General features: G+C 73.9%; 15 protein-coding genes. 11 read left to right on the forward strand and 4 right to left on the reverse strand.

The genetic code is table 11. From position 1 onward, the window contains the following. Positions 1-136 precede the first annotated feature (136 nt). Both ACZ38L_RS33985 and ACZ38L_RS33990 read left to right on the forward strand, forming a co-directional pair. A complete protein-coding gene (locus ACZ38L_RS33985; RefSeq protein WP_465700831.1) occupies positions 137-829 on the forward strand; it encodes a ribonuclease HII in 693 nt (230 codons plus the stop codon). Between the two features lie 398 nt (positions 830-1,227). Next, positions 1,228-1,620, forward strand: a complete 393-nt coding sequence (locus tag ACZ38L_RS33990; protein WP_465700833.1) for a hypothetical protein — start codon at positions 1,228-1,230, stop codon at positions 1,618-1,620. A gap of 215 nt (positions 1,621-1,835) precedes the next feature. Here ACZ38L_RS33990 and ACZ38L_RS33995 read toward each other — a convergent pair whose 3' ends face one another. Together ACZ38L_RS33995 and ACZ38L_RS34000 are read right to left on the reverse strand one after the other, a co-directional pair. Beyond that, positions 1,836-2,498: a hypothetical protein gene (locus tag ACZ38L_RS33995; protein WP_465700835.1), complete on the reverse strand. Its 663-nt coding sequence runs from the start codon at positions 2,496-2,498 to the stop codon at positions 1,836-1,838. A gap of 521 nt (positions 2,499-3,019) precedes the next feature. Continuing rightward, positions 3,020-5,260, reverse strand: a complete 2,241-nt coding sequence (locus tag ACZ38L_RS34000; protein WP_465700837.1) for a RecQ family ATP-dependent DNA helicase — start codon at positions 5,258-5,260, stop codon at positions 3,020-3,022. A gap of 178 nt (positions 5,261-5,438) precedes the next feature. On the opposite strand from ACZ38L_RS34000, the gene ACZ38L_RS34005 reads away from it, so the two are divergent. Continuing rightward, entirely contained in the window at positions 5,439-6,857 is a 1,419-nt protein-coding gene (locus ACZ38L_RS34005) for a DUF4192 domain-containing protein (protein ID WP_465700839.1), read from the forward strand. 202 nt (positions 6,858-7,059) lie between these two features. Here the strand turns inward: ACZ38L_RS34005 and ACZ38L_RS34010 are convergent, their stop codons facing one another. Continuing rightward, complete coding sequence (locus tag ACZ38L_RS34010) at positions 7,060-8,373, reverse strand: alpha/beta fold hydrolase (RefSeq protein ID WP_465700843.1); 1,314 nt, start codon at positions 8,371-8,373, stop codon at positions 7,060-7,062. A gap of 586 nt (positions 8,374-8,959) precedes the next feature. Here ACZ38L_RS34010 and ACZ38L_RS34015 point away from each other — a divergent pair. The 7 genes from ACZ38L_RS34015 (at position 8,960) to ACZ38L_RS34045 (ending at position 18,362) form a co-directional block, all read left to right on the forward strand. After that, positions 8,960-10,924 (forward strand): amylo-alpha-1,6-glucosidase, encoded by a 1,965-nt coding sequence (locus ACZ38L_RS34015; RefSeq protein ID WP_465700859.1) that lies wholly within the window; start codon positions 8,960-8,962, stop codon positions 10,922-10,924. A 115-nt stretch (positions 10,925-11,039) separates the two neighbouring features. After that, a complete protein-coding gene (locus tag ACZ38L_RS34020) occupies positions 11,040-11,783 on the forward strand; it encodes an NUDIX hydrolase (RefSeq protein ID WP_396566050.1) in 744 nt (247 codons plus the stop codon). Positions 11,784-11,973: 190 nt separating this feature from the next. Then, positions 11,974-13,224, forward strand: a complete 1,251-nt coding sequence (locus tag ACZ38L_RS34025; RefSeq protein WP_465700846.1) for an ATP-binding cassette domain-containing protein — start codon at positions 11,974-11,976, stop codon at positions 13,222-13,224. A gap of 33 nt (positions 13,225-13,257) precedes the next feature. After that, a complete protein-coding gene (locus tag ACZ38L_RS34030) occupies positions 13,258-14,061 on the forward strand; it encodes a hypothetical protein (protein WP_465700848.1) in 804 nt (267 codons plus the stop codon). A gap of 179 nt (positions 14,062-14,240) precedes the next feature. Beyond that, positions 14,241-15,173, forward strand: a complete 933-nt coding sequence (locus ACZ38L_RS34035; protein ID WP_465700850.1) for a FadR/GntR family transcriptional regulator — start codon at positions 14,241-14,243, stop codon at positions 15,171-15,173. 431 nt (positions 15,174-15,604) lie between these two features. Further along, positions 15,605-17,236 (forward strand): RNA polymerase sigma factor, encoded by a 1,632-nt coding sequence (locus ACZ38L_RS34040; RefSeq protein ID WP_465700852.1) that lies wholly within the window; start codon positions 15,605-15,607, stop codon positions 17,234-17,236. A 205-nt stretch (positions 17,237-17,441) separates the two neighbouring features. After that, complete coding sequence (locus tag ACZ38L_RS34045) at positions 17,442-18,362, forward strand: S1 family peptidase (RefSeq protein ID WP_465700854.1); 921 nt, start codon at positions 17,442-17,444, stop codon at positions 18,360-18,362. A 122-nt stretch (positions 18,363-18,484) separates the two neighbouring features. On the opposite strand, the gene ACZ38L_RS34050 is transcribed toward ACZ38L_RS34045, so the two are convergent. Next, a complete protein-coding gene (locus tag ACZ38L_RS34050) occupies positions 18,485-18,715 on the reverse strand; it encodes a DUF7455 domain-containing protein (RefSeq protein WP_230052540.1) in 231 nt (76 codons plus the stop codon). A gap of 491 nt (positions 18,716-19,206) precedes the next feature. Between ACZ38L_RS34050 and ACZ38L_RS34055 the strand changes: the two genes are divergently transcribed. Beyond that, positions 19,207-21,318, forward strand: coding sequence for a type IIA DNA topoisomerase subunit B (locus tag ACZ38L_RS34055; protein ID WP_396566037.1), 2,112 nt, complete (start codon positions 19,207-19,209; stop codon positions 21,316-21,318). Positions 21,319-21,426 lie beyond the last annotated feature (108 nt).

Genomic DNA, 21,426 nt, shown 5'->3' on the forward strand with positions numbered 1-21,426 from the left:
CGCCAAGCCCTTCCGCTGGACCTACGACGGCACCCCACTCAAGGAGGCAGCCTGATCAACACCCCTCCACGAATTAACGCGGAGCAGCACTAGGCTGGAGCCGTACCCGAGACACCTGCCGAACGGATCGCCCGCCATGCCGTACACCCCGCCGACCCACAGCGTGGAGCGTTCGCTGCGCCGGGCGGGGGCCACCCTGGTCGCCGGGCTGGACGAGGTGGGGCGCGGCGCCTGGGCCGGGCCGGTGACGGTCGGGGCGGCGGTGACCGGGCTGCGCCGGCCGCCCGAAGGGCTGACCGACTCCAAGCTGCTGACCGTGCGGCGCCGGGAGCAGCTCGCGCCGCTGCTGGCGGACTGGGTGACCGCGTACGCGCTCGGCCAGGCCTCGCCCGAGGAGTGCGACGAGCTGGGCATGACGGCGGCGCTGCGGCTGGCCGCCGAACGGGCCCTGGCGGGGCTGCCGGTCCGCCCGGACGCGGTGATCCTCGACGGGAAGCACGACTACCTCGGCGGCTCCTGGCAGGTCCGCACGGTGATCAAGGGCGACCAGAGCTGCGTCTGCGTCGCCGCGGCCTCGGTGCTCGCCAAGGTCCACCGGGACGGGCTGATGGCCGCGCTGGCACCGGAACACCCCGCGTTCGGGTTCGACGACAACGCCGGCTACCCGTCGCCGGTGCACCGTGCCGCGTTGGAGGAGCTCGGGCCGACCGAGCACCACCGGCTGTCCTGGGCGTACCTCGACGCGCTGCCGCGGTGGCGCCATCTCAAGCGCTCCCGGGTGGTGCCCGTGGAGGTCGATCAGGGCGAGCAGCTCACGCTGGGTTTCTGAGTAACCCTCAACAGTAGTCGCCGACATGAATTCTTCGAATCCCGATGGTGGTGGGGTGCCCAACAGGTGGGGCGCCCGTGCGCATTCGACCGGCATTTGATAGATATCCGGGTATGCCTGTCTTCCCCGAGGAGCCGGAGATTCACGAGAGCCTCCCGGGCCCCGGCGTTCCCTTCCCCCGCGAGTCGGACGCACAAGCCCTCAGTACGCCTGCCGCCGGCAGCGCGTCCCCTGTCAGCCCCGCCCACTCCGCCGCGCCGGCGTCGGCCCGTCCCGGTGCGCCGGGAGCCGTCGTCCCGGGACCGCGGCCGGCGGCCCCGCGTCCCGGCCCGCCCCGCCCGGGGCCGCGGGCGGGCCAGATTCCCAAGCCCGGGCCGCGGCGGGTGGCCGGCCCGGCGGTGCAGCTGGTCCCGGCCACTCCGGCGGTCGTGCTGGAGCGCGCCGACGAGGCGGTGGACCTGCTGCTGGACGCGGGGCGCAATCCCGGCGACGTCCTGGTGCTGACCACCGGTGCGCCGCACCCGTGGCAGCAGCACGAACTCTCCTTCGGCGAGGAGCGCTACTGGGCGCAGCTCGCCGAGGGCGGTGACGTGTTCTACGCGGACCTCGCGACCGTGCGCCCGGTCCGCCGGGAGGTGGTCGTGCTCGTGCTCGGGCCCGCCGCGGCGGGCCGTGCCGTGCGAACGGTCGAGCAGGCGCTCTCCCACGCGGTGTCGCTGCTGGTGGTCTGCGGGGCGACCGAGGAGCTGGCCGGCACGCCGATCGCCGGTGGGCAGGCCGTACCGGCCTGACACCGAAATCCTGCGTGTTCCCCGAAGCCCCGCCCGTCCGACGGTCGGACGGGCGGGGCTTCGACTGACACCTCGTCGGGTCGCTGAAAGCCGTTCCCACGCCCATCGGTTGGGGCCTTGCCGGTGGTGACCGCGCTTCGCGGGCGCCAGCCCGCCGCCCTGCCTGTCCGCCGGTCCGCTCGTCCGTTCCTCCGCCCGCCCGTCGGCCTGACAGGTCAGCGGGCGACGTGCCGGTACGGCGCGGCCCCCGAGGCCGGGAGCTGACCTCGCACCGGCCGTGACGGCCAGGCCGGGCCCGACCTGGCGAGTCCGGGCGGCTGCCCCGCCGCGATCTGCGGCGGCAGCTCGGAGACCGTGCGCACCGGGCGCTCGGCCCAGGAGCCCGCGTGCGGGGTACGGCCGTGCCGACCCTCGCCCGGCACCTGCCAGCCACTCGGCGTCAGTGTGACGTAGGCCCCGCAGCGCAGGCCGTGCAGCGCGGCGGCGTCGCGCAGTGCCCACATCCGGGGGCCGTCCGGCTCGGTCCAGCCGTCCGCGCCGTCGCGGCAGCAGAGGAGCACCGCAGTCCGTCGCGGTACCGCCAGCCGCAGGTCGTGCGGGATCACCCGGCGCAACAGGGCCAGCAGGTCGTTGCGGTACTGCCAGCCGTCGACGGCCTGCGGCCGGGGCGCGACCGAGGCCGAGGCCACCACCCGGTGGTCGAGGTCCAGCACGGCGATCACGCCGGTTCCCGGCTGGGGCAGGTGGAGCTGGTGCAGCTCGGTGACGAGGGCGCGCGGGTCGCGGAGCAGCGGTACCCCGGAGCTGGACCAGCTTTCCAGATCGATGGTCCGCTTGGCGGCGGTGGAGAGCCGTCCCCGGTCGATACCGTGGACCATGGTCCTCCTCTCGCCGGGCTGCTGACCGCGCGGGCGCGTGGGTACGCCGAGCCCGGGTCCGGCGGACCGAGGCTTGGGTACGTCGCAATTCTCACGGCATTCGGGGCCGACCGGCAACGATGAAATGACGAATTCCGCCCGAAAGCCTCGTATCTGCCGGATATATTCCCCGGATGGCGCAAACCGGGCCCGAGCGCGCTGCGTCCCACCCGGCACTCGGCACCCTCCTGGAAACTCCCGGCCCGGCTCCGCCGTCGACGCGGTGACGGCTCGTCGCCTCGCGCCGCCCGTCCACGGCGCCCTTTCGCCGCCCGCGCGGCCGGCTCACCCCGGTCCGGCGGGCCGGGACCGGGCGGGCCTGTCCGTGCCCGCGTCCCGCTCGGCGGCCCCTGCCCGCCACTGGTGCCCCGCGCGTACTCCCACGCCCCGGCTGCCACTTGACCCGCACGCGCGCGGACCGAGCCCGGCCGCCTCCACCGACTCCGCGCGTCGGCCCTGGCCCCGCCCGCGCTCCTTCCCCGTCACCCCTGCACCGCCAGGACCAGCGGCAGCACCCCCGCGGCCCCGGCCCGGCGGAGCAGCCGGGCGGCCACCGTCACCGTCCAGCCACTGTCGACCAGATCGTCCACCAGCAGCACCGGTCCCGGCGCCTTCGCCAGCGCCGCCGTCAGCTCGGACGGCAGCACCAGCGAGCCCGCCAGCGAGTGCAGCCGCTGCGCGCTGTTGCTCCGGGCGCCGTACGGAGGCCGTCCCTCCGCGTACTCGATCCGGCCGAGCAGCGGCAACCGCCCGATCGCCGCGATCCGCGCGCCAAGACTCCCCACCAGCTCGGGTCGGGACGCCGAGGTCATGGTCACCACGCCGACCGGCCGAGCGGTCTGCGGATCGCTCCCGGCCCAGCCGCCGGGGCCGCGTGCCCAGTCCGCCAGCACGGTGACCAGCGCGTCCAGCAGGTCGGACGGCACGGCGGTGTCCGGTGCGCCGTCGGCCAGCAGCGTGCGCAGCCGTCCGCCCCAGCCGATGTCGGACAGCCGCCCGAGCGCCCGGCCGGGCTCGGCCTGCTCGTCGGCCGGGATCCGGCCCTTGAGCGGGACGCCGAGGGCCTCCATGCCGGTCGGCCAGAGCCGCCGCGGCTCGAAGGCCACCCCGGGGCGGCCGAGCGCCGCCCGGGCCGCGTTGAGGGCCTCGGTGGAGACGCTCGCCGGGTGCCGCGGACCCGCGCAGACGTCGCAGCGCCCGCAGGGCGCCGCCTGCTCGTCGTCCAGCTGGCGGCGCAGGAACTCCATCCGGCAGCGGTCGGTGCTCGCGTACTCGCGCATCGCCTGCTGCTCGGTCGCGCGGGCCCGGGCCACCTTGGCGTACCGCTCCCCGTCGTAGACCCAGCTCTCCCCGGTGGCCAGCCAGCCGCCGCGCACCCGGCGGACGGCGCCGTCCACGTCCAGCACCTTGAGCATGGTCTCCAGCCGGGCCCGGCGCAGGTCCACCCGGGCCTCCAGCGCGGCGGTGGAGAGCGGGCGGCCGGCCTCGGCAAGCGCGTCGAGAGTGCGCCGGACCTGCTCCTCGGGCGGGAAGCCGAGCGAGGCGAAGTAACGCCAGATCGCCTCGTCCTCGCGCCCGGGCAGCAGCAGCACCTCGGCCCGGTCCACCCCGCGGCCGGCTCGGCCGACCTGCTGGTAGTAGGCGATCGGCGAACCCGGCGAGCCCAGGTGCACCACGAACCCGAGGTCGGGCTTGTCGAAGCCCATCCCCAGCGCCGAGGTCGCCACCAGTGCCTTGACCCGGTTGGCCAGCAGGTCCGCCTCGGCGCTGCGGCGCTCGGCGTCCTCGGTCCGGCCGGAGTACGAGGCGACCGGGAAGCCACGCCCGCGCAGGAAGTCCGTGACCTCGTCGGCGGCGGCCACGGTGAGCGTGTAGATGATCCCCGAGCCCGGGAGCTCGGCCAGGTGGTCGGCGAGCCAGCCGAGCCGGTGCGCCGGGTCCGGTAGTGCGAGCACCGACAGGCTGAGGCTCTCCCGGTCGAGCGGTCCGCGCAGCACCAGGGCCCGGCCGTCGGTGCCGGTGGTGCCCAACTGCTCGGCGACGTCCTCGGTCACCCGGGCGTTGGCCGTCGCAGTGGTCGCCAGCACCGGTACGCCGGGCGAGAGTTCGGCGAGCATCGTGCGCAGTCGGCGGTAGTCGGGGCGGAAGTCGTGACCCCAGTCGGAGATGCAGTGCGCCTCGTCGACCACCAACAGACCGGTGGAAGCGGCCAGTTTGGGCAGGACGTTGTCCCGGAAGTCGGGGTTGTTCAGCCGTTCGGGGCTGACCAGCAGGATGTCCACCGAGCCGGCCGCCACCTCGGCCTGGATCTGATCCCACTCCTCGGGGTTGGCCGAGTTGATCGTGCGGGCGTGGATCCCGGCCCGCGCTGCCGAGTCGACCTGGTTGCGCATCAGGGCGAGCAGCGGCGACACGATCACGGTCGGCCCGGCGCCGCCGGCCCGCAGCAACGCGGTGGCGATGAAGTAGACCGCGGACTTGCCCCACCCGGTGCGCTGCACGACCAGGGCCCGGCGGCGATCGACCACCAGCGCCTCGATCGCCAGCCACTGGTCCTCGCGCAGCACGGCGGCGGGCCCGGCGAGCTCGCGCAGCACCGCCTCGGCGCGGGCGCGAACCGCGGCGCGGTCGGCCGTCGCGGAATTGATCGGCGCGGAACCGGTCGACGCGGGGGCGGTCGACGCGGGGGCGGGCGGGGCGACGGGTGGCACGGGCTGGTCCATGGGGTCCATGGGGTCCATGTAACCGCGTGCGGCCGACACCGGGCCAACCGCCCGTCCGGCTGTGGACGAACCGGGGGGTGTGGACAACCCGGGAGCGGGCGTTGTCCACAGCCCCGGGGTTGTCCACAGGGCCGAAGAATTCTCGGACGAGCCGAGGAATCGGCGTCACGCTGCCGCCATGAACCACGAAGACGCCGTGAACCACGAGGACCCCGGTCCCATCGTCCCCGGCCTCGGCCACCTCCCCGGTCCCCCCGGCGGGCCTCCGGTGCGGATGCGCGGCCCGGCCGACATGGCCGCGATGCTGCCCTACCTGCTCGGCTTCTATCCGGACGACAGCATCGTCGCCGTCGGTCTGCAGGGCCCGGACCTGCGGCAAGGCGGCGTGATCCGGCTCGACATCCCGGACGAGCCGGGGGACTGGCCGGTGATCGCGACCGAGGCGGCCCGGCTGCTGGTCGAGCTCTCCGAGGACCGCGACTGTCGTCCGCGCGCCGTGCTGCTGTACCTGTGCCGGGACCCGGAGCCGAACGGGCCGCCGGTGCTGGCCGGGCTGCGCCCGCTCGCCGCTCACCTGCTACGGGCCTTCCGGACGCTCGACCTGCCGGTGAAGGAGTCGCTCTGCGTCTCCGAGGGCCGCTGGTGGTCCTTCCTGTGCGCCGATCCCCGCTGCTGCGACCCGGGAGGTCTGCCGGTCCGGTCCGGGCCGGATCCGGGCCCCGCCGTGACGGCGGCCACCTTCGCCGGCCTGGCGCCGCGCGGTAGCCGCAAGGCGATCGCGGCGACGATCGCCCCGATCGGCCCGCCCGAGTGCGACCGGCAACGGCTCGCCTTCGAGCGGCAGTTGGGCTCGCTCCTGGTCGCCTTCGACGCGCCGGACGGGCCGGACGGCGTGCTGGCGGAGACCGGCCGGCTGATCGATCAGGCGATGGCTGAATTCGCCGACGGCACATCGGAGCTGGACGACGAGCAGGCCGCCAGGCTGATCCTCGGCCTGCAGGACCGAGCTGGCCGGGACCGGGCGGCCGAGTACGCCGAACCGGCCGAACTCGCCTGCGCCCAGCGGCTCTGGCGGTTCCTGGCCCGACGCTGCGTGCCGCCCTACGAGGAGTACGCGGCAGCCCCGCTCACCCTCCTCGCCTGGACGGCCTGGCTCGCGGGGGACACCGCGACCAGCCGCGTGGTCCTCGCCCGGGCGCTCGACCTCGATCCGGGCTACGCCCTCGCCCGCCTGCTCTACGGTTCCCTCAACGGCGGGCTGCGGCCCGACCGCCTGCTCGCCACGGTCCGCGTCGAACGCGCCCGCCGGCTCGCCCCGCAGTCCGAATCCCCGCAGGCGGACTCGCCCGGTCCCACGCCGCCGGCTGCCGAGCCCGCTCAGCCGGGCCCGCCCGGCCCCGTCTCTCCGCCCGGTCCCGCGCCGGCTGCCGAGGGCGCCCACCCTCCCGCGAAGCCGCCGGCCCGCTCCTCCCCGCCGACCAGCGGTTCCGCGCCCGCCGCCCGTCCCCGACCCAGCCGCCCCGGGCAACCCGGGCGACCGCGCCAGCGCGGCCCCCGCCCGCCCGGACCGACCCGTGCCACCTCGATCGGAGGCTGAAATGACCCGCACCCCGACGACGCCCCGGCGATCCGGCCCGTTCGTCCTCCTCAGCCGCCTTCTCCCGGCCCGCAGCGCGCCGCCCCAGCGTTCGGCCCCGCCCCTCCCACAGGCACCGCCGTCGGCGACTCCGCCGCCCGCGCCGGACCCCAGCCCCGCTCGGCCAGGGCCCGGCACCCCCACCCCGCCCCTCGCTCGGCCGCTACAGCTCACCTCGGACCATGCGGATCAGCCGGTCCAGGACCTGGCCGCCGCTGACCCGCAGGCCGTCGTGCTCCCACTCGTTACTGACCCAGGTCCGCAGCCCCCGCACCGCGTCCGCCGTCGCCAGCGAACCAGCGGTGTCGACGTACATGTCGTCGTGGTAGACGGCGGCGGCCACCGGGACCTGATTGGCCGCCAGCACCTCGGGGCGGTACAGGTCGGGCCAGTCGGTGCGCTGCGCGAGCAGCTCCGCCGCGCCCTGCAGCGGCTGCAGCGCCGGGTCGGTCTCGAACATCCAGGGGTAGATCATCTCGCCGGTGAAGTGCACCGGGTCGCCGGTCTCCAGCGCCGCCGCGGCGTCGAACTCCGGGAACTCCTTGCGCACCCGCTCAGCCGCCCAGGCGGTCGGGCCGGCGTCCACCGAGCGCTGGCCGTAGATCGACTCGTGCAGCACCGCGTAGAGCGGCCCTTCCGCGAACGAGAGCCGCGACTGGACGCCCGCGAGGAAGGTGTCGGAGAGCTCCAGGCCGGCGCTGCCCCGCACCCAGGCGTCCTCCAGCAGGTAGTGCAGGGTGTCCGACCCGGTGCCCGAGCCGAGCATCGGCCCGAGCGACTGGAAGGCCGGCACGGTCAGCAGTCCGCCACCCGGCAGCCGCGCGGGTGCCACCGCCAGGTGCTCGACGACCCGCCGGACCGCCTCCACGTCCTGCGAGTAACGGGCGTAGTGCGCCCGGTTCTTGCGGGTCACCCGCGGGTAGGCGGCGCGGTACACGTCGGCCGCGCTGCTGCGCAGCCCGGCCAGCCCGCCGGTCACCAGTGCCTCCCGCAGCCCCGCAGGGGCCAGCGACAGGTAGGTCAGGGTGCAGAACCCGCCGAAACTCTGGCCGAGCAGGCTCCACTTGCCGTGCTCACCGAGGAGCTGATGACGGATCAGTTCGGCGTCCCGGACGATCGAGTCGGCGCGGAAGTACGAGAGGTACTCCGCCTGCTCCTGGGCACCGCCGCGCAGCGGCAGCGTCTGCCGGGTCGCCGGGGTCGAGCGTCCGGTACCGCGCTGGTCGAGCAGCAGCACCCGGTAGTCGTCCAGGGCCCGGTCGAGCCAGGTGTCCCGGCCCAGCGGCCGGTTGGCCCGGCCGCCGGGACCGCCCTGGAGGAAGAGCAGCCAGGGCAGGTCGGCCCGCTCCTTGCCCGCCGCGACCACCTCGCGGGCGTAGACCTCGATCTGCTCGCCGTGCGGAGCTGCGTGGTCCAGCGGGACCTGGAACAGATGGTCGGTCAGGACGGTCCCGGGCTGGCGGCTGACGGCGGACATGCGACTCCTCGGTCTGGGCTCGGTGCGCTGGGGCGCCGACCTGTGAACCCCGTGCGGGGTGCAGCGCCTCACCGGCACCGTATCCTGGCGCCCGCCCGGTGGATCGGGAGCCGTCCGTATCCGGAGCGCAGCCGCCCGGACGAGTGTGCCGGGCCGGGGACCGGCGTCGGATTCGTCGGCCCCGCCGCAGCCGCCGGGCGGCTGGGCGTGACCTGTGCCAGGTGCGCCGCGTTCACTCTCCGGGACACCGCCGAGGACGCGGCGCGCGGTGGTACCGACCGTGGGGGAGCGGTGGTCTGGCCGATCCGGGCCCGCCACCGTGATCCCGGTGCTCTACCGCCTCCGGCTTGGTCCGAGCGCGAGGGCGGCCACTCACGGCGGCCGTGGCCTGCGGGCCCGACCTGCCGGCCGAAAGGAGGAGAGCCCGGTGACGGCGCTCAGGCCAGCACAGACCGCGACGCCGCCCGAGACGGTCGGCGGATCCCGGACCGCAGCCGCGCCGAGCGGCGCCGTGCGCTCGGCCGCCCGGTCGCGCCGGCAACCGGCTTCGGCCCACGGCGACGTGCTCTGCGTCAACGCTCCGGCGATGGCGGCCTCGGGTACGGACGGACAGCTCCGGGGGAGCGGGCTGCACGGGTTCTTCCGGTCCGGTGTCCGGGCGCTGAGCCGGATGGAGATCAGGCTGGGCGGCGTCGAGCCCCTTGCCCTCCAGGGCGACCTCTCCTCGGCGACCCAGGCCCGCTTCCTGGCGGCGGTCCGGCTACCGGGCGATCTCGATCCCGACCCGGCCCTGACGGTGGAGCGGCTCCGGCACGCCGACGGGGTGGAGACCGTCACCATCCGGAACGCCGGTGCCCGCCCGGCCCGCCTCCCGTTGGAGATCGCGCTGGGCACCGATCTCGGCAGCCTGGCCGGGATCGCCGGCGGGGAGCGCTCGGCGGACGTCCCCGGCCAGGTCCAGTCGGCCGGCCTGCGCTGGAGCGGCCGTGGTCACAGCGCCACCGTGACGGCCCGGCCCTCACCGCACGTGGTACTGGCCGGCGCGGGAGTGCTGCGTTGGGATCTGGAGGTACAACCGGGCGCCCGTTGGTCGGTCGAGCTGCGGGTGGAGCTGGAGAGCGCGCCGGCGCCGGCCGCCGCGGCGGTGGTCCGCCCGCCGGTCGGGCGCGGCGCCGGCGTGCCGCGACCCTGGTCCGAGCTGGAGGTCCGGTGCGACGACCCGCGGGCCGCGGTCCTGGTCGGCCGGTCCCTGGAAGCGCTCGGTGGGCTGCTGCTCGCCGACCCGGACCGTCCCACGGACCTCTACGCCGCCTCCGGTGCGCCCTGGCGGTTCGGCCTCGCCGCGGCCGACGCGCTGTGGGCTGCCCGGCTGACGCTGCCGCTCGGTACCCGGCTGGCCGCGGGCACCCTGCGCGCGCTGGCCCGCCGTCAGCAGACCGGCGGTGGGCCCGGCCGCGCTGACGGTGTCATCCCGGGCCCGTTCCGGCACGCCGGTCCCGAACTGCCGCCCTCCTGCACGGCCACCGAGGCCACCCTGCTCTTCGTCACGGTGCTGGCCGAGGCCTGGCGCTGGGGGATGCCCCGGCAGGAGGTCGTGGAGCTGCTGCCGGCCGCCGAGCGGGCGCTCGGCGCGTTGCGCACGGCGGCCGGGGCCAACGCCGTCGAGGGCTTCGTGACCGACCTGGTGCGGTTCGCCGACGACCGCCCCGGCCATCGGCCGGTCGCCCGCTGCGAGGTCCAGGCCCTGGCCCACCGCGCGGCGCTGCACGGCGCCGAGTTGCTGGCGGCCTTCGGGCGGCCGGGGGCCGCCGAGTGGCAGGAGTGGGCAGCCGCGCTGCGCGGCCGGTTCCGCGAGCGCTTCTGGGTCGACGACCTCGCGGGGGGACGACCGGCCGCCGCGCTGATCGCGGACGAGCGCACGGTGCCGGCCGTCACCTGCTCCTTCGTCCACCTGCTCGATCCCGGCCTCGGTGCCGAGGGCGAGTCCCTGCCGGGTCTGCTCGACCGGGAGCAGACCCGGCTGTTGGCGCAGCGGCTGGTCACCCCCGAACTGGACTGCGGTTGGGGGCTACGGACCCTCAGTGCCAGGTCGTCCCGGTTCAACCCGCTGGGTCACCGGAGCGGCGTGGTACGGGTGCTGGAGACCGCGCTGGCCGTCGCCGGCCTCGCCGGCGCGGGCCTCGAACGGGAGGCCGGGACCTTGCTGGAGGGTCTGCTGGCCGCCTCCGCGCTATTCGGCGGCCGGCTCCCGGAGATGTACGCCGGGGAGCAGCGGCTGCCGGGTTGCCCGCCCGTGCCACACCCGGCCGCCTGCCGTCCCGCCGCGACGGCCGCGACCGGCGCCGTGCACGCGGTCTTCGCCCTGGCCGGGGTACGCCCCGACGCGCCGGCCCGCCGGGTGGTGATCCGGCCCGCCAGTACCGCACCCCTCGGGGAGCTGGGGCTCGCGGGTCTGCGGGTGGCGGGCGAGCCGTTCTCGGTCCGGGTCAGCCGGATCGGCGTCGCCGTGATCGAGGAGGCCTCCTCCGACCTGCAACTCGGTGCCTGCTGACGGCTCGCCGGCGTTCCCGGCCGGCTCGGGCGATCAGGCCGATGCGGGCCCGAGCCCGAACGCGTCCCTGTCCGACCTCGTGTTTATCGTCAGAAAGACGACTATGATCGGCCTCATGTCGCGCTATGACCCGTCGGCCTTTCCCCCGTTCGCAGTCACGGTCGACCTGGTGGTGCTGACTGTCAGGGAGCACGAGCTCTGCGCACTGCTGGTGCGCCGGGGTGAGCCGCCCTTCCAGGGCTACTGGGCGCTGCCCGGTGGCTTCGTGCGCCCGGACGAGGGCCTCGGCGAGGCGGCCTCACGGGAGCTGGCCGAGGAGACCGGCTTGCGCGCCTACTCCACCCCCGGCCAGGACACCGCCGGCGCGCACCTGGAGCAGCTGGCCACCTACGGCCACCCGCAGCGCGACCCGCGGATGCGGGTGGTGAGCGTGGCCCACCTCGCCCTCGCCCCGGACCTGCCGACGCCCAGGCCGGGTGGCGACACCCGCGGCGCGCGGTGGGCGCCGGTCAGCGAACTGCTCGGCGCGGGCGCGGCGGACCGCGAGCCGCTCGCCTTCGACCACGCCCTGATCCTGGAGGAGGGCGTCGAGCGGGCCCGTTCCAAGATCGAGTACTCCGCGCTGGCCACCGCGTTCTGCCCCAAGGAGTTCACCGTTGGCGAGTTGCGCCGGGTCTACGAGGCGGTCTGGGGAGTGGCGCTGGACCCGCGCAACTTCCACCGCAAGGTCACCGGCACACCCGGCTTCCTGGTCCCCTCGGGCGGCACGACCACCCGTCAGGGCGGGCGCCCCGCACAGCTGTTCACCGCCGGCGGCGCCACCGTCCTCAACCCGCCAATGCTGCGCCCGGAGCAGTGAGCGCGCGGTCGCGGGCGGTCGGCCGGAAGCCCGGCCGGGCTGTCCCCTGATCGAGTGAGGCGGGCCGCTGAGTTGCCCGTGGCGTTTCCGCAATGCCCGGAATCTCCCCTCACGCGTCCTAGGGTGCTGGCACCGGGGCGACCCGTGCAGCCCCCGGTCGGGGCAGCCGAGCCGATGGGAGCAGCCAGCGATGATCCAGGCCAACGGACTCACCAAGGTCTACCGCCGAGGTGGTCGTCCGGCGCTGCTCGAACTCTCCCTCGACGCCCGACCCGGCGCCATCACCGTGCTGTTGGGCCCGGAGAACGCCGGTAAGACCACGGCGCTGCGGCTGATGTTGGGGCTGGAGCACGGTCAGGGGGCCACCCTCTTCAACGGGCGGGCATACCGACGGCTGCGCCGCCCGGAGCGGGAGGTCGGCGTGGTGCTGCCGACCGCCCACCGCTCGCTCGGCCACCCGAACCGCACCGCGCTCGGCCACCTGCGCATGCTGGCCGCCGCGGTCGGCGTCCCGGCCGCCCGGGCCGACGCGCTGCTGGAGCAGACCCGCCTGGCGGCCATGGCCGACCACCGGCTGAAGTCCTTCTCCCTGGGCATGAACCGCCGCCTCGCACTGGCGACCGCGCTGCTCGGCGACCCGGGCACGTTGCTGCTCGACGCCCCCGCCGAGGACCTCTCGCCGCGCAACGCCGAGTGGCTGCACGCCTTCCTCCGGGCCTTCCCGGCGGGCGGCGGCTCGGTGCTGGTCACCACCCGCAGCCCGCAGGAGGCCGCGCTGCTCGGCGACCGAGTGATCACCCTGGACGAGGGGCGGGTGGTCGCGGACCAGGCGGTCGCCGAGTTCCGCCGGACCAGGCTGCACCCCGAGGTAGCGGTCCGCGGTCCGCAGATGGCCCGGCTCACCGACCTCTTGCTGGACCAGGGCGCAGAGGTCCGCCCGGACGGCCGGGCCGGCATCGCGGTGAGCGGCCTGGAGCGCACCGAGATCGGTGAACTGGCCTACCGCAACGGCATCCTGCTGCACGAACTCGCCGACCGCGTGGTGGAGCAGCCCGCCCCCCGGGCGTTGCAGTCGGCGGTGACCCGCACTCCCGCGCCCCCGGCGGTCCAGCTGCTGCCGGCCGGGGTGGGCGCGCGGCCCCGGACGCTGCGGGTGCTCGGCGCGTCCCAGCCGGGCCGGGGCCTGCCGGGTCCCGCCACCGAGGTCACGCCCACCCCGAAGCCGGCCGATGGTCCACCCACCGTGGTCCTGCCCACCGATCTCGGCGATTCCCCCACCACTCTGCTTGACGCCGGGCCGGCCCCCATGGCCGGGCCCGCCCCCGTCACCGTGGCCGTCCCCGGACCGGGCACGCCGCCCGGCTCCGCCACCAAGCCTCCGCAGACCGGGGCCGACCTCATCCCCGAGCCCTTGACCGGGCCCGACCACTGGAACGGGTGACCTGTGCGCGTACTGGCCTACGAGGGACGGCGCTTGTTCGGGCTCCGCTCCACCTGGCTGATCCTGGCCGCGGCGCTGCTCACCGGCGCCGCCGTGACAGCCGTGCTCGCCCACCAGTCGGCCCCCGGGCCGCTCCCGGTGACCCGAGCGGTCCGGCTGCTCACCGCGTCCGTGCCGCTGCTGCCGATCCCGCTGGCCGCCCTGGCGGCCGGAGCCCTGGGCGCTCTGGCCTCCGCCCACGAGGTCCAGTACCCCGGGCTGGCGGCGTCCCAGAGCCGGTACGGCAGCCGGGTGCGGTTGCTGCTCGGCAAGCTGGCCGTCAGCGCGGTGGTCTCGGCCGGGCTGGCCATGGTCTCGCTGCTGCTGGACGCCGCCGTGCTCCGGGTCGCCCTGCGGCCGGTCACCTCGGCCGACCGGCTGTTCTCCCCGGTGCTGCTGCGCACCGATCAGCGCCCGGTCCTGGTACTGGTGTTCTTCACCGCGCTGGTGGTCGCGGCGGGCTGGACCGGGGTGCTGGCCGCGGCGCTGACCCGCAGCGCGGTCGCCGGGCTGCTGTTGCTCTGCGCGCTGCCGCTGCTGGTCGAGCCGCTCAGCAGTGCGCTGCTGCAGCGCGGCGGTCCGGTGTGGGTGGCCCGTACGGAGGCGGCGCTGCCGTTCCAGCACCCGTTGGAGCAGCTCTACGAGTCCGCCACGGCCGGCCGGTCGCCGCAGTTGGCGGCTCCGTTGGCGGCGCTGGTCGAGACGACCCAGCCACTGGCACTGATCGCCTTCCTGGTTCCTGCCGCGCTGCTCCTGGTGGTCTGTCTGCTGGCGCAGCTCCACCGCCGTTCCTACTGAGCCCGGCGGGCAGGTGGGCGCCGGTTGAGCCATTCGGTCCAGCCGATGCTGCCGGGCTGTCACGACCCGGGATCCGAACGGTCGCCCGAAGATCAGTGGCAGCACCGTCTGCCGACCGGTATGGCCGTTTCCTCCTGATAAGAAGTCAATTATCCAGTCATGGGCGATCACCCTTTCGTGTGCTTTTCACGAGAATTCTCAAGCCCGACCCTCCGATCGCCGACAAAGGACGTGTGAGTACCCTTGCGCACCCTGCCATGACCGCCGCCCGCACCGCCGAGGCCGCTGCCCCCGGCGCTGTCGAGCCCGACCGTTTTTCCTACGCCGATCGGCCCTCTGGCCCGGTCCCCCGATGGGACGGGGCGGAGAGCGATCTCGCCCGGGTCGGCCGCAAGACCACCAGCAGCCGCGGCCGCGGGCTGCACGGACAGCTCGTCCAGCAACTCGGCCAGATGATCGTCTCCGGTGACCTCGGCGCCGACCGCCCGTTGGTCCCCGAGGAGATCGGCCAGCGCTTCGAGGTCTCGCGCACCGTAGTGCGCGAGTCGCTGCGCGTGCTGGAGGCCAAGGGCCTGGTCAGCGCCCGTCCCAACGTCGGCACCCGGGTCCGGCCGGTCGGCGACTGGAACCTGCTGGACCCGGACATCATCGAGTGGCGCGCCTTCGGGCCGCAGCGCGACGAGCAGCGCCGCGAGCTGTTCGAGCTGCGTTGGGCGATCGAGCCGCTCGCCGCCCGCCTCGCCGCCGGCCACGGCCGGGAGGACGTCCAGCAGCGACTGGCCGAGATGGCCGAGATCATGGGCCACGCGGCAGCCCAGGGCGATCTGATCACCTTCTCGCGGGCCGACGCCGAGTTGCACGGCCTGGTCCTGCAGATGGCCGGTAACCGGATGCTGGAGCACCTCTCCGGCATCGTCGCCTCGGCTCTGCAGGTCTCCGGCGGACCGGCCACCGCCTGCGAGCGCCCCTCGGACAGCTCGGTCAGTGTGCACGTCCGCCTGGTGGAGGCGCTCGGCACCGGCGACGGCACGGCCGCCGAGGCGGCGATGCGGGCCCTGCTCACCGTCCACCCGGACGTGGAGCACGCCGTCCCGGCCCCGCGCGAGCACTGAGCGGGCCGGCCGCGGACCCGCGGGAGGGTAGGCGCCCTCCGGCTGCCCCGAGCGACGAGCCGTGGAGCACCCGGAGGGCCCGCACCGCTGGTGAGCGGGCGGCGGTCGGGCGAGAATGACGAGTAGCGGGCGGCCCGGGGAGGGGCCGCGGTCGGCGTGTGACCTGTACCACGACCGGCATGCGTAACACTTGGGGAGCGGCAGCGATGTGTACGGAGCGGAAGCAGCTCCGGAATGCCGCACCATGTCAGAATGCTGTGTTGGTCTGCGGCGCTGTTGCCGTTCCACAATCCAGCGTCCTGCCAACCCAGTCCCCCCCAGTCCTCAAGTCCGAGCCGGTCGGAACCGACAGCGTGCCCTGTGGCGCGCGATCATTCCTCGCCCTCTCGGGCGGTCCGGTACGGGTTCGAGTCCACTCTTCGTCCGAGAGGTTGTTCGTGTCGGCCAGCACTTCCCGTTCGCTCCCCCCCGAGATCGCCGAGTCCGCGGCCCTGCTGGCGCTCATCGAGCGGGGCAAGGCCCAGGGGCAGATCGCCGGTGACGACGTGCGCCAGGCCTTCGAGGCGGACCAGATCCCGGTCACCAAGTGGAAGAACGTCATGCGCAGCCTCAACCAGGTGTTGATTGAGGAAGGGGTGGACCTGATGGTCAGCGCGGCCGAGCCGTCCGCCGCCAAGCGCAAGAGCGTCGCTGCCAAGAGCACCACGAAGCGCACCGCCACCAAGGCGGTCACCACGCGTACCCCGGCCGCCCCGACCAAGCCCCCGGTGCGGATCGCGCCCGCCGCGACCGTGGCCGCGCCCGCCGTGACCTCGGTCACCGCCGTGACGGTGGAGGCCTCGCCGGTCGCGCCGCTCGAGTCGGTCGCCAAGCCGGTGGCGGCGAAGAAGGTCGCCGCCGCGGCCCCGGCGAAGAAGGCGGTGGCGAAGAAGGCCGCGCCGGCCAAGAAGACCGCGGCGAAGAAGACCGCGACCAAGGCCGAGAAGGGCGAGGACGAGCTGCTCGGTGACGAGGAGCTGCTGGACGACGTGGCGCTGACCGGCGGCAAGGCGGAGCCCGAGGCGGGTGCCGAGCCGGAGGAGGAGTCGGAGGGCTTCGTTCTCTCCGACGACGACGAGGACGACGCGCCGGCCCAGCAGGTCGCGGTCGCCGGTGCCACCGCCGACCCGGTCAAGGACTACCTCAAGCAGATCGGCAAGGTCCCGCTGCTCAACGCCGAGCAGGAGGTCGAGCTCGCGAAGCGGATCGAGGCCGGCCTGTTCGCCGAGGACAAGCTGAGCGCCTCCGACAAGCTGGCCCCCAAGCTCAAGCGCGAGCTGGAGATCATCGCCGAGGACGGCCGCCGGGCCAAGAACCACCTGCTGGAGGCCAACCTCCGGCTGGTGGTCTCGCTGGCGAAGCGTTACACCGGTCGCGGCATGCTCTTCCTGGACCTGATCCAGGAGGGCAACCTCGGTCTGATCCGTGCGGTCGAGAAGTTCGACTACACCAAGGGCTACAAGTTCTCGACCTACGCGACCTGGTGGATCCGCCAGGCGATCACCCGCGCGATGGCCGACCAGGCCCGCACCATCCGTATCCCGGTGCACATGGTCGAGGTCATCAACAAGCTGGCCCGCGTCCAGCGCCAGATGCTCCAGGATCTGGGCCGCGAGCCCACCCCGGAGGAGCTGGCCAAGGAGCTCGACATGACCCCGGAGAAGGTCATCGAGGTCCAGAAGTACGGCCGCGAGCCGATCTCGCTGCACACCCCGCTCGGCGAGGACGGCGACAGCGAGTTCGGTGACCTGATCGAGGACTCCGAGGCGGTCGTCCCGGCCGACGCGGTGAGCTTCACGCTCCTCCAGGAGCAGCTGCACTCGGTCCTGGACACCCTGAGCGAGCGCGAGGCAGGCGTGGTCTCGATGCGCTTCGGTCTGACGGACGGTCAGCCCAAGACGCTGGACGAGATCGGCAAGGTCTACGGGGTCACCCGTGAGCGGATCCGCCAGATCGAGTCGAAGACCATGTCCAAGCTGCGTCACCCGTCGCGCTCCCAGGTGCTGCGCGACTACCTGGACTGATCGGTCGGTTCGGCAGCACGACGACGGCCGGAGGCCCGGGGCAACAGCCCCGGGCCTCCGGCCGTTCCGACGACGTCATCCGGTCGTGTCCGGTATCGCTCGTCCGGGTGTTTGAAACCGACTTGACGGGCACTCAGGGTCATCGAATGACTACTCTGTGGCGATTGCCCGTTGCCTGCCGTCGAGTCGCCCGGAGCCCTCCGTGATGCCCACCTCGCTCGTCCCGTCCGGCTGTCCCGATCCGCGGGGGCAGTTGCCGTCCTGTCGTCCGCGCCGCACGGGGCCGGTGCGCCCGGGGGCGTTGTTGGCCCTGCTGGCGGCGTTGCCCGCCGCGCTGGTCGCCGTGGGTGTCACACCGGCCCAGGCGGAGCGTCGGATCGTGGGCGGCTGGGCGGACAGTACGGCCCAGCACCCCTGGGTGGTCGGGATCGCCAGCAAGCCGCAGTACGGTTCCGCCCGTTCCGGCCAGTTCTGCGGCGGCGCGCTGGTCAGCCCCACCAAGGTGGTCACGGCGGCGCACTGCTTCTACGACGAGAGCACCGGCAGGCCGACCCAGCGGCCGGGGCTGGCGGTGCTGGTGGGTCGGACCGACCTGCGGAGCAAGGAGGGGGCCGAGGTCGCGGTCAGTGAGGTCTGGATCCACCCGGACTACTCGTTCGACCGGAACACGCAGGATGTGGCGGTGCTCACGCTGGCCGTCCCGCAGGACGGGCGCCCGGTGCTGCCGATGGTCGACCAGGGCGAGACGGCGCCGTACGTGCCGGGTACCCGGGCCCAGGTCTACGGCTGGGGTGACACCACGGGTAAGGCCAAGTACGCCGCGACACTACGGGCGGTGGAGGTGCCGATCGTCGCTGACGCGGAGTGCGCGCGCGACTACCCGGGCGGCCCGGACGGGACGTTCAACGCGGGTGCCATGGTGTGCGCCGGAGAGGCCAAGGGGGGCAAGGACGCCTGCCAGGGCGACAGCGGCGGCCCATTGGTGGTGGCCGGCCGGCTGGTCGGGCTGGTCTCCTGGGGGACGGGCTGTGCGCAGGCCGGGCACCCCGGCGTCTACACCAGGCTGGCGGCGGTCGCGGAGGCCGTTCGAGCCCAACTCCAGGACACGTCCAACTCCCAGCCGTGACGGGTCGGTTACCCAGCGTCCCGTCCGGGAACGACACCGGGCGGCAGATCGCCTGTGCGACCTGCCGCCCAGCGGACCGGCCCGCAAGGGCCGACCCCAGCACGTCAAGGGGAGCGACTGAGTCAGCGCTCGTCGTTGGCGGCAGAGGCCGCCGTGGTGGCGAGACGACCGCTCTCGTCCTGTATTTCCACGGCGATCTTCTTGAGCTCCGGCTCGAACTTCCGCCCGTGGTGGGCGCAGAACAGCAGCTCTCCGCCGCTGGCCAGGACGACGCGCAGGTAGGCCTGGGCGCCGCAGCGGTCGCAGCGGTCAGCCGCGGTGAGCGGGCTCGCAGGTGTCAGAACAGTAGTCACGTCGCCTCTTCTCTAGCTCGACGAGCTGTCGTACCAGGGTCAACATCCAACCAGGCCGAAAACGTTCCCGCTCGTGGCTTTTCTTCTTTGAGGATTCTGCTGTGTTGATGAGGACGTGCCCCGGGCGCGCTCGGTTCATGCGCGTCGGAAACCGCGACCTGTCTACCACTCGAACGTTCTATCGAACTGTTGTCCGAGGGTGGGCGTAGCATAATCCCCTACTGGGTTGGAGCATAAGCCCCGTCCTGGGCACCGGTAGCCTGCATCTCGGCTGTTCCAGCGCTCGTCGCGGGGTCGACGGTCCGCCAGTACCCGCCGGGCGCGGGCGAGATGGCGACCCCGTCGAGCGGGTCGGGTCCGGGCCGTGTTCGCGCAGCGCGTACAAGCTGCGAACTCGGGGCGTAGTGTGCAGCGGCGGTGACGGCGCCGATCGGCCGCCGCGGAACAGCCGCCGGGATCGAGTCAGAAGTCTCTTTGGAGGAGTGCACCGCGTGAGTGCCGAAACGACCGTGCCACCCGCCCTGCGCGCCGTGGATGACGGATCCAACTACACCGCTCGGCATCTGCTCGTCCTGGAGGGGCTGGAGGCGGTCCGCAAGCGACCCGGCATGTACATCGGCTCCACCGACAGCCGGGGCCTGATGCACTGCCTGTGGGAGATCATCGACAACTCGGTCGACGAGGCGCTCGGCGGCTTCTGCGACCGGATCGAGGTGGTCCTGCACGACGACGGCTCGGTGGAGGTCCGCGACAACGGCCGCGGCATCCCGGTCGACGTCGAGCCCAAGACCGGCCTGTCCGGGGTCGAGGTCGTGATGACCAAGCTGCACGCCGGCGGCAAGTTCGGCGGTGGCTCGTACGCGGCGTCCGGTGGTCTGCACGGCGTCGGCGCCTCGGTGGTGAACGCGCTCTCCGCCCGGCTGGACGTCGAGGTGGACCGCGGTGGGCACACCCACGCGATCAGCTTCCGCCGCGGCACCCCGGGCATCTTCACCGAGCTCAGCCCGGACGCGCCGTTCGAGCCCGGCAGCGGGCTCAGCAAGGTCCGCCGGGTCACCAAGGGCCGGACCGGCACCCGGATCCGCTACTGGGCCGACCGGCAGATCTTCCTCAAGGAGGCCAAGCTCTCCCTGGAGAACCTGCACAACCGCGCCCGGCAGACCGCCTTCCTGGTCCCCGGCCTGACCATCGTGGTGCGTGACGAGCGCCTGACGGAGAGCGAGCGGATCGAGGAGACCACCTTCCGCTTCGACGGCGGGATCGGCGAGTTCTGCGAGTTCCTGGCACCGGACAAGCCGATCTGCGACGTGCTGCGGCTGCGCGGCGAGGGCACCTTCAAGGAGACCGTCCCGGTCCTGGACGAGCTCGGCCACATGACCCCGACCGAGGTCACCCGCGAACTCGGCGTGGACATCGCGCTGCGCTGGGGCGCCGGCTACGACACCACGCTGCGCTCCTTCGTCAACATCATCGCCACCCCCAAGGGCGGCACCCACGTCACCGGCTTCGAGCGTTCGCTGGCCAAGACCGTCAACGAGGCGCTGCGGGCGACCAAGCTGCTGCGGGTCGCCGAGGACGACATCACCAAGGACGACGCCACCGAGGGCCTCACCGCGGTGGTCACCGTCCGGCTGGCCGAGCCGCAGTTCGAGGGCCAGACCAAGGAGGTGCTGGGCACCTCGGCGGCCAACCGGATCGTCGCCGCGGTGGTCGCCCGGGAGCTCAAGGCCTTCCTCTCCTCCGCCAAGAAGGACGAGAAGCTGCAGGCCCGGGCCGTGCTGGAGAAGGTGGTCGCGGCCGCGCGCACCCGGGTCGCGGCCCGCCAGCACAAGGAGGCGCAGCGCCGGAAGACCGCGCTGGAGACCTCCTCGCTGCCCGCCAAGCTGGCCGACTGCCGCAGCGACGACATCGAGCGCAGCGAACTCTTCATCGTGGAGGGCGACTCCGCGCTGGGCACCGCCAAGCTGGCCCGCAACTCCGAGTTCCAGGCCCTGCTGCCGATCCGCGGCAAGATCCTCAACGTCCAGAAGGCCTCGGTCTCGGACATGTTGAAGAACGCCGAGTGCGCGGCGATCATCCAGGTGATAGGAGCCGGGTCGGGCCGGACCTTCGACATCGACCAGGCCCGCTACGGCCGGGTCATCTTCATGGCCGACGCCGACGTCGACGGTTCGCACATCCGCTGCCTGCTGCTGACGCTGTTCCAGCGCTACATGCGCCCGATGGTCGAGCAGGGCCGGGTGTTCGCGGCCGTCCCGCCGCTGCACCGGATCGAGCTGACCAACCCCAAGCGCGGCCAGGAGAAGTACCACTACACCTACTCCGACGCCGAACTGCGCCGCAGCCTGCTGGAGTTCCAGGGCAAGGGCCTGCGCTGGAAGGAGCCGGTGCAGCGCTACAAGGGCCTCGGTGAGATGGACGCCGACCAGCTGGCCGAGACCACCATGGACCCGCGTCACCGGATCCTGCGCCGGATCAACCTGGGCGACCTGGAGGCCGCGGAGCAGGTGCTCGACCTGCTGATGGGCGACAAGGTGGCGCCGCGCAAGGAGTTCATCGTCGACTCCGCGGCCACCCTGGACCGTTCCCGGATCGACGCCTAGCCGGCCCGCTCCACCCCGGGGGGGGGGGGGGGGGGGGGGGGGGGGGGGGGGGGGGGGGGGGGGGGGGGGGGGGGGGGGGGGGGGGGGGGGGGGGGGGGGGGGGGGGGG

The organism is Kitasatospora sp. NPDC024654 (assembly GCF_055559155.1).